General features: G+C 39.5%; 22 protein-coding genes. 4 read left to right on the forward strand and 18 right to left on the reverse strand.

Translation table 11 applies throughout. The annotated features are described in order from the left end of the window. Positions 1 to 114 precede the first annotated feature (114 nt). The 15 genes from ACQRBH_RS16560 to ACQRBH_RS16630 form a co-directional block, all read right to left on the reverse strand. The gene (locus tag ACQRBH_RS16560) at positions 115 to 327 is read right to left on the reverse strand and encodes a hypothetical protein (protein ID WP_427762552.1); all 213 of its coding nucleotides are present in this window, start codon (positions 325 to 327) and stop codon (positions 115 to 117) included. A 24-nt stretch (positions 328 to 351) separates the two neighbouring features. Next, positions 352 to 501 carry a hypothetical protein gene (locus ACQRBH_RS16565; protein WP_427762553.1) on the reverse strand — a complete coding sequence of 50 codons (150 nt, stop codon included), beginning with the start codon at positions 499 to 501 and terminating at the stop codon, positions 352 to 354. Between the two features lie 12 nt (positions 502 to 513). Continuing rightward, positions 514 to 945: a hypothetical protein gene (locus ACQRBH_RS16570; RefSeq protein ID WP_427762554.1), complete on the reverse strand. Its 432-nt coding sequence runs from the start codon at positions 943 to 945 to the stop codon at positions 514 to 516. A 20-nt stretch (positions 946 to 965) separates the two neighbouring features. Continuing rightward, complete coding sequence (locus ACQRBH_RS16575; protein ID WP_427762555.1) at positions 966 to 1,769, reverse strand: DNA adenine methylase; 804 nt, start codon at positions 1,767 to 1,769, stop codon at positions 966 to 968. A gap of 24 nt (positions 1,770 to 1,793) precedes the next feature. Beyond that, positions 1,794 to 1,979: a hypothetical protein gene (locus tag ACQRBH_RS16580; protein WP_427762556.1), complete on the reverse strand. Its 186-nt coding sequence runs from the start codon at positions 1,977 to 1,979 to the stop codon at positions 1,794 to 1,796. A gap of 17 nt (positions 1,980 to 1,996) precedes the next feature. After that, positions 1,997 to 2,380, reverse strand: coding sequence for a hypothetical protein (locus ACQRBH_RS16585; protein WP_427762557.1), 384 nt, complete (start codon positions 2,378 to 2,380; stop codon positions 1,997 to 1,999). Between the two features lie 203 nt (positions 2,381 to 2,583). Further along, on the reverse strand, positions 2,584 to 2,940 hold the full coding sequence (locus ACQRBH_RS16590) for a hypothetical protein (RefSeq protein ID WP_427762559.1): 357 nt from the start codon (positions 2,938 to 2,940) through the stop codon (positions 2,584 to 2,586). Beyond that, complete coding sequence (locus ACQRBH_RS16595; protein ID WP_427762560.1) at positions 2,933 to 4,549, reverse strand: DNA-directed RNA polymerase subunit alpha C-terminal domain-containing protein; 1,617 nt, start codon at positions 4,547 to 4,549, stop codon at positions 2,933 to 2,935. The genes ACQRBH_RS16590 and ACQRBH_RS16595 overlap by 8 nt, the downstream gene beginning before the upstream one ends. Positions 4,550 to 4,560: 11 nt before the next feature. Beyond that, positions 4,561 to 5,172, reverse strand: coding sequence for a hypothetical protein (locus tag ACQRBH_RS16600; protein ID WP_427762561.1), 612 nt, complete (start codon positions 5,170 to 5,172; stop codon positions 4,561 to 4,563). Then, positions 5,163 to 5,594, reverse strand: coding sequence for an RNase H family protein (locus tag ACQRBH_RS16605; protein WP_427762562.1), 432 nt, complete (start codon positions 5,592 to 5,594; stop codon positions 5,163 to 5,165). The genes ACQRBH_RS16600 and ACQRBH_RS16605 overlap by 10 nt, the downstream gene beginning before the upstream one ends. Further along, positions 5,582 to 5,767: a hypothetical protein gene (locus ACQRBH_RS16610; protein WP_427762564.1), complete on the reverse strand. Its 186-nt coding sequence runs from the start codon at positions 5,765 to 5,767 to the stop codon at positions 5,582 to 5,584. Before ACQRBH_RS16610 ends, ACQRBH_RS16605 begins: the two co-directional genes overlap by 13 nt. Position 5,768: 1 nt before the next feature. Further along, positions 5,769 to 6,494: a rolling circle replication-associated protein gene (locus tag ACQRBH_RS16615; RefSeq protein WP_427762565.1), complete on the reverse strand. Its 726-nt coding sequence runs from the start codon at positions 6,492 to 6,494 to the stop codon at positions 5,769 to 5,771. A 173-nt stretch (positions 6,495 to 6,667) separates the two neighbouring features. After that, positions 6,668 to 6,829: a hypothetical protein gene (locus ACQRBH_RS16620; RefSeq protein WP_427762566.1), complete on the reverse strand. Its 162-nt coding sequence runs from the start codon at positions 6,827 to 6,829 to the stop codon at positions 6,668 to 6,670. A gap of 11 nt (positions 6,830 to 6,840) precedes the next feature. Then, positions 6,841 to 7,047, reverse strand: a complete 207-nt coding sequence (locus ACQRBH_RS16625) for a hypothetical protein (protein ID WP_427762568.1) — start codon at positions 7,045 to 7,047, stop codon at positions 6,841 to 6,843. 122 nt (positions 7,048 to 7,169) lie between these two features. After that, entirely contained in the window at positions 7,170 to 7,406 is a 237-nt protein-coding gene (locus ACQRBH_RS16630; protein ID WP_427762569.1) for a hypothetical protein, read from the reverse strand. Between the two features lie 255 nt (positions 7,407 to 7,661). On the opposite strand from ACQRBH_RS16630, the gene ACQRBH_RS16635 reads away from it, so the two are divergent. Further along, the gene (locus ACQRBH_RS16635) at positions 7,662 to 7,850 is read left to right on the forward strand and encodes a hypothetical protein (protein WP_427762570.1); all 189 of its coding nucleotides are present in this window, start codon (positions 7,662 to 7,664) and stop codon (positions 7,848 to 7,850) included. Here the strand turns inward: ACQRBH_RS16635 and ACQRBH_RS16640 are convergent. Continuing rightward, positions 7,822 to 8,013: a hypothetical protein gene (locus ACQRBH_RS16640; protein WP_427762572.1), complete on the reverse strand. Its 192-nt coding sequence runs from the start codon at positions 8,011 to 8,013 to the stop codon at positions 7,822 to 7,824. The two genes, ACQRBH_RS16635 and ACQRBH_RS16640, sit on opposite strands and share 29 nt — an antisense overlap. Before the next feature lie 5 nt (positions 8,014 to 8,018). Next, positions 8,019 to 8,192: a hypothetical protein gene (locus ACQRBH_RS16645; RefSeq protein ID WP_427762574.1), complete on the reverse strand. Its 174-nt coding sequence runs from the start codon at positions 8,190 to 8,192 to the stop codon at positions 8,019 to 8,021. A gap of 137 nt (positions 8,193 to 8,329) precedes the next feature. Here ACQRBH_RS16645 and ACQRBH_RS16650 point away from each other — a divergent pair, with 137 nt between their 5' ends. Further along, the gene (locus ACQRBH_RS16650) at positions 8,330 to 8,704 is read left to right on the forward strand and encodes a helix-turn-helix transcriptional regulator (RefSeq protein ID WP_427762575.1); all 375 of its coding nucleotides are present in this window, start codon (positions 8,330 to 8,332) and stop codon (positions 8,702 to 8,704) included. Between the two features lie 323 nt (positions 8,705 to 9,027). On the opposite strand, the gene ACQRBH_RS16655 is transcribed toward ACQRBH_RS16650, so the two are convergent. Continuing rightward, a complete protein-coding gene (locus ACQRBH_RS16655; RefSeq protein ID WP_427762577.1) occupies positions 9,028 to 9,225 on the reverse strand; it encodes a helix-turn-helix domain-containing protein in 198 nt (65 codons plus the stop codon). 116 nt (positions 9,226 to 9,341) lie between these two features. On the opposite strand from ACQRBH_RS16655, the gene ACQRBH_RS16660 reads away from it, so the two are divergent. Then, a complete protein-coding gene (locus tag ACQRBH_RS16660) occupies positions 9,342 to 10,070 on the forward strand; it encodes an Ltp family lipoprotein (protein WP_427762579.1) in 729 nt (242 codons plus the stop codon). Between the two features lie 155 nt (positions 10,071 to 10,225). Then, the coding region (locus ACQRBH_RS16665) for a recombinase family protein (RefSeq protein ID WP_427762580.1) at positions 10,226 to 11,715 on the forward strand (1,490 nt) is incomplete at its 3' end.

Raw genomic sequence — 11,715 nt, forward strand, 5'->3', positions numbered from 1 at the left:
CTCCTTTGAACACGGTGTGTTCTCATGATCGTTATATATTTTTGCAATTTCTCTTGCCACTTTCTTTTTACTTACAAATCCAAAGTTTTTCATATTTCGTTATCCTCCTAAATTTCAATCATCTTGCTCCGATTTCCACATTTTCTTACTTATTTTTTCACCCATAGAATACATAACCCACATGAATCCAATCAAAATCCATGAAAATATAAGCACTGGCCACGCAATCACTAAAAGTATCGATGGCTTCTGCCACGGTTCGTTTATCCAACCGTTAATAAAACATCCGATTGCTATGTATGCAATGGCAATTATTACCCTTTCCATCTTTCCCTCCTAAATTTCAGAATCCTATTCTTCGCATTCCACAACACCAAAATGATAACCACACTCTTCACATTTTGCCGTTCCATCACCATAGAATTCTTTAATTTCTGCTCCACATTTAGGACAATAATTAATATCATTAACATCTGTTATTCCACTAATATAACCAAGCATTTCGTTACCCTCCTATTTTTCAGCTTCCAAAAGGAACTGTTTTTCTTCAAGCTTTTCAAATAATGTTTTCCCGGTCTTATCAACTATGTACGGCATAAATACTTCTTCAAGCTTTACCATGTTAATATCCAGTAATGCCATCTGAGCTTCCACCCAGTCTTTCAGAATACGCCATGCCACACGCTCTGCTTGTTCTCTTGTTGCTTTGACCTTTGAATTCTTTTTCTTCTCCAGATGCAGCACTTTCAGACACTCATCAACCTTGGCCGGCATCTTAATCGGTATCTGATTATATCCGACATCTACCAGGAAACTCAGACTTTCTATGCATTCGCCATTATAGTTCTTCATGATTGACTTAGCCTTGTGTTTGATCAGGATATTTTCTATCTCTGCCACAGTCTTATGTGAGTCGACCGTGGTTGTATAATTCAATATCGCCATAACTCATCCTCTCCTAAATTTCAGTTTAGTTTTAATTCCATCTGACCTATTTCATAGTTCATCCATATAATTTCCGTTCTTTTCACAGATTTTTGAGTATGTGATATAAACTCTTTTCTCTGCCATCCCGAAAGCATATCATTGTACATCTCTGAATCATATCCAGAAATCATTATCATTGCTCTGCTTTTCAAAAGCGTCTGCAGTAACTCTTCATGATCTGAATCCGTCATTTCATGCGCATACTGTTTTCCCGACCTGGTCCCCATAAGATACGGTGGATCTATGTACATGAACACGCTTTCATAATCAAATCTCTTGATCAGATCCAATGCTGGTAGATTTTCTATCTGTACTTTCCGAAGTCTTTCAGCTATCTCCATAATCCACTGCGGAAGACGGTACCAATCCCACAATGCATACATCTTCTCGCGTCCCTGGACATCATTCTTCCAACCCACTTTATATCCATTCGTGCGATATCCGTGTCCATGCCAGCACCGGATCAGAAAATTTCTTGCTTTTTCATACTTGTCTAGTGGCTCTTCATGCGAATCAAACTGCTGATCATACAACTCTCTTGCATAAGGTGTTAACATTACAATTCTGGCCAATCTCTCAGAATCTTCCTGAATGCATCGGAATAGATTCACGACATTGTGATCTAAATCATTTATGGATTCTATATCGGATGGTTGTTTTCTGAAAAACACTGCTCCGCTCCCAAAATATGGTTCTAAATATGTATGGTGTGGAGGTATTAGATCTACCAGCTTATCCGCTATTCTCCATTTGCTTCCCGGATACTTTAAAACTTTGTTCAATTTGTTACCTTCTTTCACTAAAGCCTAATTTAGATACTTTTCAATTTTCTCAAAAGCGATTGTCATCTGTCTGCTGCCGTGGCGCAGACTCAAAGTCTTCCCATTCTCATCATTTGTAACGATTGCATGCCCTGTAACGATTTGCGGTCCCATTCCGTTATCTACAAGCATTGCCACCGGTATTCTTTTATTTTTAATTGCTTTCTCCATTGCTTTTTTACCTCCGCCTAATTTAGTTCTTTCATAACTTTTGTACTGATTGTTTCCGACAGATCAATTCCCGCGTATTCTTCTGTCAGTTTCTGCATTTGCTCGATGTCTACCACTCCCTGCTGCCATGCCTGGTATAGATCCATGCATGATTTCATGAATTCAGGCATCCTCTTTTTCGCGCTTTTCTGCCAGTAATCTGCAATTAGTACATTTGCTGGTATAATCAGCATCATCATAAGAATGGTTTCTGCGGTCTGCTTATTCTGTGCTTCCAGCTGTCTTTTCGCCTTCAGGTATTCCTGATTCCGTATCTTGTACAATTCCTCTGCTGTCATTATGAATGTCTTTTTCTTCTGTTCCTTTTCTTTTTCTTCCCTTCTATTCTGTGCTCTGCTCATCTTACTCACCATCTCTCCTGCATATTTCCCAGTATTCACAATTTAGGCAACTGCTTCTGCATCCTTTTCTCCTTGATTGGAACATCCAATGCCACAATCGTTCTATGATATTGACTGCTGCCATCTTTCCTCTCCTTTCCCCTCCGGTTTCTGGCCGGAGGCGAATCTATATGAACGGGTTACGTGATACAACACCGAAGGTGCTATAGATAATTTCTTTTTATCAGCTTCATGAACTCTTCCCTGGTATGTGTTTCCTCATATACTCTCTGGCAGTCTTCCTTGATCAGTCGCATGTTCTCTTGATTGTTATGCACTGCCTCTGGTCCATCCGTGTGATGTCTCCTGCACAGATATACTTTAAAACCGTTTTCTTCTGATATCTGCCTGTTCGGGTTTCCCGGATATACGTGATGTTCTTGGATTTCCAAGTGTTTGCTGTAATTTTGCTCTAACTTCATGCATAGATAGCATGTCCCATCCTTACAGTGCATGATACTCGCTGCGTGCTTCTTTCTTTTTTTCTTCCATCCAGTCTTTGGGAACATCAGATCATACATGCTTCTTCGTCTCTTTTTTCTGCAGATTCTTTAAAAACTCTACCAGGTATGTTTCACTTTCTGTGCTATGTACATATTGATGCTCAAATGTTTTATCACTGCCGTAATATTTTCTGTTCTTCTCAAGCAGATGATAATAGTGCTCATCTGTAAACTCTTTATAATTCCAATACATCCTTCTTTGCGGATATTCGTCGACTATCAGCCTGCTGCCATCCGAGAAATCATATTTGTAATAGTTCACATCTATGTTTTCATCCCGGTACCACAGCCCCCATGATTTATAATCTTTCAACCACTCTTTTCGCTGATCATTATTTTTCAATACAGGAAGATCAGGCTGTGCTGGTTTAATCTTTTCCGGTTCGTCAGTGTCTACCGTATTTTCTTCGATTACTTCCCGGTACTCCGCATCAACAACATTGTCTTCATCGTTGTTAATATCGTTATCCGATTGTTCTGGCAGAATCTCTGGATAATCCTCCACATTCATTTGACCAGGGATCTGTTCTTCGGATTCATGCGCGACGTCGCACGCGGTCTTTTCAGCGTTGTTTCTCGCATATTCTTCAAGTTTACTATGTACTTCATCCATGCATCTCCGCGAGAAATTTCGAATCATTGCCAAATCAACGTCTGACATGCTCTGTAGCTCTTCGATTGTCTCCACTCCAGCTCTTTTCAGTACATTATAGGTTCTAACACTAAGGTTAAGCTCATCAATTGCCGTACCATGTTTTTCTTCGATTGCTTCATCCTGTGCGACATCGCACATATCATTCTCTTCTGCCTGCCATAGCGCCTCTCCATATACCCTCTCGTATATCTTTTGCGCTGCTTCTGAAATATCTGGATAATTCGGATAATAGATTTCTTCAAACGCCATTGCCAAATCTATATAGGTATACTCGACTGAATTCGGTACTTCTCCGTTTACTTTATATGGATTTACCCGAATGCAATTCTCCGTCATCCAAATATTTGCCGTTTCAAATCGCAACACCTGGAATCCACTAGGATTTACTAGAGTTTGCACCTCTTTTTCGATTCCTGTCCTATCGTTTCCAATATCGCTGCGTTCCCACTCTATCATTGTCATGAAGATACTCCGGTCTTTTCCCAGCATCTTAGCCAGCAGTTTCATCCAGTTTTCGTCTGGTTCCTGCGCGGCGTCGCACAGATTCATTTGTGGACTATACTTATCTTTTGTCTCCCTGACAACCTTTTTCGCATCTCTAATTTCCCTTACTGTTGCCTGCTGCGGCACCATTTCCCGTATTTCTTCCGGCAATGCCATCATCTCTACTAGCTTACTGCTGCCATACCCTTTCCATTTGTCATCAATTTCTGGGCTATATCCTCCGATACTGTATACATCATTAACTTCCATGAATCTTGTAGTCTGAAAACGGGTTAATTTGAATGCCTGGTCGGAATAATCGAAAATGCTGCTATATCCTTTCTGTAAATACAGCCGGTCATCTCTGATCTTTTTTAAATAGAATCCGATGGCTATAAATCCATCGAACATGCTCTCCATCTCATTTTTGATAATAGATGTCGCTTCATCCAGACTGTCAATCGCCCGTATTCCTTGCATATTTTGCATCTCTATCCCTCCTAAAACTCAAACATTACGCTTGGCGCTTGTATGAAACAAATGCCACATTCTTTTTTTCTTTCCAGTTCTATCCTTCGTATCGTTTTCTGAATTTCCATTTCCTTATCCCTGCAGTATGCGTATCCGTCCGGTGCGAATATTTTCTTTGTTTCTCCGTTTACATAATTCAATACAGTCTGGTAACTCATGTGATTTTTTCTTCCAGCTTCCCTTGCCGATTTATAAAACTCAACAATCTCTCCATCTCCCGATAGTTTCGCAACAATGAATGATCTCCCATTCTTCCGACTTGTCATTTTCGACAGTTCGCTTCGCGTTATAACTCCAATGTTACTTAATTCGTCATCGGTCTTTATCCCGTTCCTGTGATACGCTACCATTCCCTTCGGTAGTGTTCCGATGAATGTAATTCTCATCAATGTAAAAACATATTCTTCTTTTCCGTCTATTTTTATGCATTGTTTCCCTTTGCTTTTTTTGACGTACGGATGCATTTTCTTGGATTTTCCATTTTTTAATTTCTTTCTTACTTCGGCGAAGTAATTTATTTGGTATTGGTTGTGCCCTGGAATATCGTACCACTCTTTTGTATTTATATTTTTTATGCGCATGGCTTTCTCCTTTCCAGTTCCTTTTGAAGCCAGTCAGAATAGCTGTGCTTTCCATATTCTGTTCTGATCAGCTGGCCGCGGCTTTTCTTCCAGAATTCTCTCCATTGATCCTCGGATTCTACCGGTCTTTCTTTGCTGGTCTTGAAATCATTCGCCGCCCATCGATCCAGATTGTGTTCCATCATGTTGAGTATGAACTTGTCCCCGGTATGGATATGGACCTCGCATGACTGGTTTAGCCTTCCCATCGCTTCATTGATGGCGATCAGGTTGGTCTCGTGGTAGGTACTTTCCGTCTCTCCGAATCCCTCCACTGTTTTTGGCTCTCCGTTTCGCAGACATTCCAAGATATATCCGTAACTTCTCTTGGATTTCCTAGTGTTTGCGCTGTCTGTCTCTATGTAGATATCTACTCTGTACATTGCTTTTCTCTTCTTTCATTCATTTCACGATAATGCATCGTTGCGATATTCAATGCCATGATGATCATTAATTCATCATTAATCTCTTCCTCTTTCTGTTCCGGGAAGCGGGATACCCATTTCTCCCGTTCCTTTCTCAATTCCTTTAAACATCTTTTTGCTGCTTCGCACATTTTAAATCCTCCTGTGTATTTGGATGAGCGTATAGAATAGATATTCATATCCCTCATCTGTAACTCCTTGCCTTACACTCTCTTTATCCAGGTACCATCCTTCTGGTACTTTTATTTCCTTCCGGAATTGGTTGCTGTTGATGATTTTCTTTTTCGGTTTTGGACGGGTAAGATTTCGGCTACAGCTATATGCTTTCTTCCGAATCTGTTCTGCGGTTCCCCGCGTTTTTTGATGGTATTTTATAAAATACTCTGCCAGCTTCCGGTATTGCCCCGAATCATCCAGTGGCTTTGCTGTGACATATCCATATTTCCATAATTTTTTTATCTCTCTGATATCTATGTCATTAATCACCATGTGTATATGTACTGCTCCACGTTCTCCTACTTCCTCCACTTCTACATACTTCAATTCCCTTCCATGGTCCTTGTATATTTTCCTCATCTTTTTTAGCAGTTCTCTTACATGACACAGTAGTCTTTCTATATCCGGTCTGTCTTCTTTTTTGTACGAAAATGTAATGTACCAGCTTGTACCATCAAAATTATCATTTAGTATCCGAGTCAGCTTCCTTACCAATTGTCTGTCATTAATGTCTCTTTGCTTTTCTGATGTCTTTTTTGATTTTGGTTTTCGTTTCTCCTGTTTTGGATGATACCGTCTCGTGTAATACTTCCCTATCTCTTTTGTCTTACCCGCCCTACATACACTTTTTACATAGGGCATGCTGTTCCTCCTATAAGTTCTTAAGATAATAAACTTATCGAGTCAAAATGGGGCATTTCGCCCCTTATTTCTTGACTTTTTCAGTCTTTGATGGTACTATGGTTATAGGGTGTTTTCCATAGTACTTATGGACTTGCTGACGTCTACAAGCGTCAGCTTTTTTCTTTTTACGCTCATACAATTGCCTCCACGGTCACATTATTTTTTTCTGCCATCTCTTCGGCATATCTCTCTACCTCTTTCTTCGTACCCAATCGGCAGAGCATGTTGCTTACGATTCCATCTTCCTGACGGAAGGAACCGGACCAGCGGATGATGTAGAATGGTGGTTCCATACAATCTCCTCCTATGTAATCTGCCGAATAACATCCCGAATCATGCTTGTCCCAGAGTCTGCTGTGACATCTGCCACTTTCTGATATCCGCTCTCAAATGTTGCATAGACCAGTTCCCGGCTTTCGTTGTATTCCAGTTTTTTCAGATCGTATAAATTCCGTGTCTTCCGAAGTGCTGGTAACAATAAATCTAAAATTTCCTGCTTATTCTCTGCCATCTTCCTCACCTCCTAAAATATTTTTGAGCAGATCGTAACTGCCAGGTATAATCCTGCCCCGGATGCGAATCCGATCAGGAATCCTTCCACTATTTCGACTGCCAGTCTTTTTACTTTTTGCTTCATTCCCATATCCCCTCGTTATGTTTTCTTCTTATTAACCGAATGGTTAATGCTAATATCCCTAGTACTGTAGCTCCCAGAAGCATCTGCAGTAATCCATATGTAATTCTCCATCCGTCTTCTATCGCCTGTACGGCGCTCCAGATCAGTAATATCCCGACTGCCGTTATTGTAAATGTGACTGCATTCCCTACGGCTTCCTTAATCCTTTTTCTCTTCATTCTCTTTCTTAACATTTTTAGCTCGCTTCCTTATTTCTCTCATTCCTTACGAAACTTTCTGCAACGGTTCTTACGCTTCCTCCGAATACGCACTCTATGATGTCGTCGATAGTTATTTTCTTTTCGTCCGAATGTTCGACAATAAGTTCCATGTTATTTATTTTCACTTTTTAATTCACCTCGTTTTCCTATTGCTAATTTGTTTTTTCACTCCTATACTTTATGTACAGGCTCCCGCCAGAGCCGAGTATATGAGAAAGGAGTTTTAAAATGTATAGTGATATTAGTATTGAGCAACGTGCTCATGATCTCGCGCTTCAGGCAACTCTTTTAATTTATCAGAGAAAAAATCTTCCACTTTCATCTGAATCTGATTATTTTAATTTTGGTTGCCAATATCGTGCAGCACTGAAAGCAATTCGCCCGTCTATCAAAGAGGGGGCAACAGATCTAGAGTAGTTTTACTCTTTATTTCAAAAAGCGTATTGTCTATTTGTTCGGGCACAACGTTTTTTAAGTATTCGAGATGAAGCAATGTAAAATTTTTAGGCGTTTCCTTTAAAATCTTTTTTGCATATTTTTCCGCTTCATCTCGAACCTTTTCGTATTCTCTATATTCCATTCCTTTCACCTCACTCCCTTTACTTTTCCTAAATATACTGTCGCTAAAGTTGTAATTGTTCCGTCCAGTCTTCCTCTTTCATACTCAGGAATTCTGTCCCAGTTCTCTGCAATCTTCTTAAAATCTTTTAAGCGCTTTTCTTCTGTTGCTTCACTTATTAAAATGTTCTGCTCTGCCATGTTTTCACCTCGCTTTACCTTGACTATGTGGTTATTGTACTCTTCATTGTGGGTTTTGTCAAGTTTATTTTAAAAATGATTCTTGACTATGTGGGATTTTAGTTATATAATTCAATTATCTGAAAGGCGGTGAAATAATGAAGGATAGGATTAAATTATTAAGAAAAGAGTTGAAGCTCACTCAAGCAGAATTTGGTGCCAAGGTTGGTGTTAAGGGTAATACGATTGGCAATTATGAAATGGGACTACGCACTCCTTCTGAAGCAGTTATTTTTTCTATTTGTAGAGAATTTAATGTTAATGAAGAATGGCTTCGTGATGGTATTGATCCAATGTTTGTAAAATCTTCACCATACGAACGCGCCTATAATCGTTTTGGATATATAATGGAGAATTCTGCTCCATCAAAAAAAGCAGCTCTATCTATGTTATTAGAACTGCTTTACAGTGTTCCTGATGAAACTTGGGATTCTATTATGAATGAATACGAAGAAATAAAAAAGGAAGACTAAATTGCCTTCCCGAAAATACCTCTTATCAATTGATATAGTTTTTCAATTTGTTTTTTATCCATTTTATTGATTGCTTCATGTAGGTATTTTCTTTTTTCTTCTGTATCCATAAGCACGACCTCCGTTGCAAACATTTGTTTGCTCCCCTTGTAACTATATTATCACTCATGCGTTTGTCATTTCAAGGTGTGCGCAAACATTTGTTCGATTATTTTGTTGGTAAGTATGTGGATAATGTGTGGATAACATATCCCTCTATAATATATACACTTGTTATTTTATTATCTTATGGGATTTTGAAATTTGTCCGAGAACTCGGACACTTATTTGTAATCGGATTCGTACAGGTCAGCAATATGGATTTTGAGTCCTGCTGCCAGTCGTTCCATAGTCTCCATTCGGGGGCTTGTTCGACCAGATACGATGTCTGATATCGCGGACTTAGGTAGTCCGGTAAGGCGAGAGACTTGGCGTATTGTTAAGTTCTTTTGATACATGATTTCGCCAAGTAGTATTTTCATACACTTATTTTATTATATTTTTGATATATCTGCTACTGGAAATTATTACCGGCTGCATTTATATAGGTTTCTCAATGTAAGGTGTGGAAAATCTAAGTGGAAAGAGGAAAAAGATTATGGAAGAAACAAACAACCAAATCAATGAAGAAACAAATGAAACGAAGTATATGTATGGCCAGAACACTTCACCTGATCAGTCATCTACTTTGGAAGCACCTCCGCAAACAACCCAAAAACCAAAATGGTACAAGCGTAAAGGCGTTAAGATTGTTGCAGGTATAATCATCGTACTCATTATCATCTCTTCGCTTGGCAGTCCTTCAAAAGATGAGTATAACAAACTACAAAAGAAATACGACGAACAAACCTCCGAACTCGAGGCAATTACTTCTGAGTATAATGCTTACAAGGAAAAAATGAGTAAATTTGATGGTCTTACGGATGAAGAAATCGATGCTCTTATCGAAAAGGCCGATGAGATAACCGCCGAGAAGAAAGCTGCTGATGAAGCTGCTGCCGCTGAAGAAGCCGCAAAACAAGATGCTCTTAACTCTGCTACTATGTCTCAGAAGAATGCTTTAAGTAAAGCACAGGATTATCTGTCTTTTACCGCTTTTTCGTATAGTGGATTAATTAGCCAGCTGGAATATGAAGGCTTTTCTACAGAAGACGCTACCTATGCAGTGGATAACTGCGGAGCTGACTGGAATGAACAGGCAGCCAAAAAGGCGCAAGACTATTTAGACTATTCTTCTTTCTCCAGACAGGGTCTGATTGAACAGTTGGAATATGAAGGTTTTAGCGCCGAACAAGCCGAATATGGTGTTACCGCTGTTGGCTATTAATATAATCAATTAAAAACCGCTCCTGCGCCAACAGGAACGGCTCATGTATCCGAAGATACACATGTATTACACACAAATATATTTTATCATCTTCGGTGACGGTCTGCAAGAGACAGACTGTCTTTTTTATACCCATTTTTGAGAGGAGAATCAATATGAATCAGAACAGAAAATGCTCAAACCAAAGAGTGGTGGCTGGTTATGGCCGCTATTCTACAGATAATCAAACAGAGAATAGCATCGAATTCCAAATGCGTGTTATAGAACAATATTGTAACGAACACGATCTTAATCTTGCATACCGATATCACGATGACGCTCTTTCTGGAACGAATATGGATCGCCCTGCATTCCGTCAACTCTGTATAGATGCTAAGAACCATTTGTTTGATGCTGTTGTGATTTATGACATCACGAGAGGCTCCAGAGATGTCTCAGATTGGTTTTCTTTCCGTAAGGCTATGGATTTATTGGGTGTTGAAGTAATTTCCACTCAGGACAGATTAGGCGATATCATGAACCCCAACGACTTTCTGGTAGAACTTCTCGGAATCGGTATTGGCCAGCATCATGTTCTTCAAACCAGGCAGAAAACTATTGAAGGGACTACGCAACGTGCATTGGAAGGAAAATTCCTCGGCGGAATTCCTCCGTATGGTTATGATGTTGTGGATCAGGAGTATGTGATCAACGAAAAAGAAGCTGAGAATGTAAAGATGATGTTTGAAATGTATGCAGCCGGATATAGCTATGCGGACATTATTGAAAAGCTTCGTGGTGCGCTTGGAAAGCGCGGAAAACCGTTCGGTAAATCTTCAATCTATTCGATTCTCAAAAACGACCGTTACACCGGCCTATATACCTGGAATCGTCGTAACGTGAAAAAGTTGGGTAAGTGGGCTGGCGGAACACCTAATGCAAATATTGTACAACTTGAAAATAAGATACCTCAGATCATCAGCAAGGAATTATTTGATGAAGTTCAAATTCGTTTGTCTAAAAACAAAAGTATCTCTTCATCTGCAATTAATAGCCCCAAACCGTCCAAGAGGGTGTATCTATTAAGTGGATATCTCCAGTGTGCTTCCTGCGGCGGTCATTACGTTGGTCATGTGGTGCGCTCACGTGGCTATTCTACGGCTTATTATTATTGTGGTACAAAATACCGCACTCGCACCTGTAACGCCCCTAATTTGAACGCTGAGCGTGTCGAATCATGGGTTATAGGAGAACTTAACTCTTTCCTGTGCAGTTTTTCTGATTCTGCTGCCGAAAAAATTTTATATGAAATAAAAACCAAATGTGTGAATTGTGATTCTGAGAAAAATCGAATCAATGAAATTAACCTTAAATTAAAAAATGCAACTGCTGCCATTTTGAATGGAGTAACATATCCTGAATTGATGGAGGAAGTTAAATCATTAAAAAAAGAGCGAGAAGAACTTGAGCGTAAGATATCCCTGAATTCCCGGCAGATTCCATCTATCACAAAGGAAGATATTAAAAAAGCCTTTGAATGCAATATAGATTCCGGTCATGTTGATTATAGACTGCTTATGAGTAAGTATGTGATTTCTATAAAAGTAAATGAGAGACAGATAATTCTGTCTCTCGGACTGTCAGTACACAGTTTAAGTAGCGGGAA

This window comes from Bariatricus sp. SGI.161 (assembly GCF_050313695.1).
Taxonomy (GTDB): Bacteria; Bacillota; Clostridia; order Lachnospirales; family Lachnospiraceae; genus JAFBIX01.

Coding starts and splice junctions, on each gene's coding strand:
- ACQRBH_RS16650 (WP_427762575.1), top strand. CDS start 8,330: ATGAAGGATAGGATTAAATTATTAAGAAAAGAGTTGAAGCTCACTCAA.
- ACQRBH_RS16625 (WP_427762568.1), bottom strand. CDS start 7,047: ATGGCAGAGAATAAGCAGGAAATTTTAGATTTATTGTTACCAGCACTT.
- ACQRBH_RS16655 (WP_427762577.1), bottom strand. CDS start 9,225: ATGAAAATACTACTTGGCGAAATCATGTATCAAAAGAACTTAACAATA.
- ACQRBH_RS16630 (WP_427762569.1), bottom strand. CDS start 7,406: ATGTTAAGAAAGAGAATGAAGAGAAAAAGGATTAAGGAAGCCGTAGGG.
- ACQRBH_RS16660 (WP_427762579.1), top strand. CDS start 9,342: ATGGAAGAAACAAACAACCAAATCAATGAAGAAACAAATGAAACGAAG.
- ACQRBH_RS16580 (WP_427762556.1), bottom strand. CDS start 1,979: ATGGAGAAAGCAATTAAAAATAAAAGAATACCGGTGGCAATGCTTGTA.
- ACQRBH_RS16620 (WP_427762566.1), bottom strand. CDS start 6,829: ATGGAACCACCATTCTACATCATCCGCTGGTCCGGTTCCTTCCGTCAG.
- ACQRBH_RS16570 (WP_427762554.1), bottom strand. CDS start 945: ATGGCGATATTGAATTATACAACCACGGTCGACTCACATAAGACTGTG.
- ACQRBH_RS16640 (WP_427762572.1), bottom strand. CDS start 8,013: ATGGAATATAGAGAATACGAAAAGGTTCGAGATGAAGCGGAAAAATAT.
- ACQRBH_RS16590 (WP_427762559.1), bottom strand. CDS start 2,940: ATGTATGATCTGATGTTCCCAAAGACTGGATGGAAGAAAAAAAGAAAG.
- ACQRBH_RS16645 (WP_427762574.1), bottom strand. CDS start 8,192: ATGGCAGAGCAGAACATTTTAATAAGTGAAGCAACAGAAGAAAAGCGC.
- ACQRBH_RS16605 (WP_427762562.1), bottom strand. CDS start 5,594: ATGTACAGAGTAGATATCTACATAGAGACAGACAGCGCAAACACTAGG.
- ACQRBH_RS16635 (WP_427762570.1), top strand. CDS start 7,662: ATGTATAGTGATATTAGTATTGAGCAACGTGCTCATGATCTCGCGCTT.
- ACQRBH_RS16565 (WP_427762553.1), bottom strand. CDS start 501: ATGCTTGGTTATATTAGTGGAATAACAGATGTTAATGATATTAATTAT.
- ACQRBH_RS16615 (WP_427762565.1), bottom strand. CDS start 6,494: ATGCCCTATGTAAAAAGTGTATGTAGGGCGGGTAAGACAAAAGAGATA.
- ACQRBH_RS16585 (WP_427762557.1), bottom strand. CDS start 2,380: ATGAGCAGAGCACAGAATAGAAGGGAAGAAAAAGAAAAGGAACAGAAG.
- ACQRBH_RS16595 (WP_427762560.1), bottom strand. CDS start 4,549: ATGCAAAATATGCAAGGAATACGGGCGATTGACAGTCTGGATGAAGCG.
- ACQRBH_RS16560 (WP_427762552.1), bottom strand. CDS start 327: ATGGAAAGGGTAATAATTGCCATTGCATACATAGCAATCGGATGTTTT.
- ACQRBH_RS16600 (WP_427762561.1), bottom strand. CDS start 5,172: ATGCGCATAAAAAATATAAATACAAAAGAGTGGTACGATATTCCAGGG.
- ACQRBH_RS16610 (WP_427762564.1), bottom strand. CDS start 5,767: ATGTGCGAAGCAGCAAAAAGATGTTTAAAGGAATTGAGAAAGGAACGG.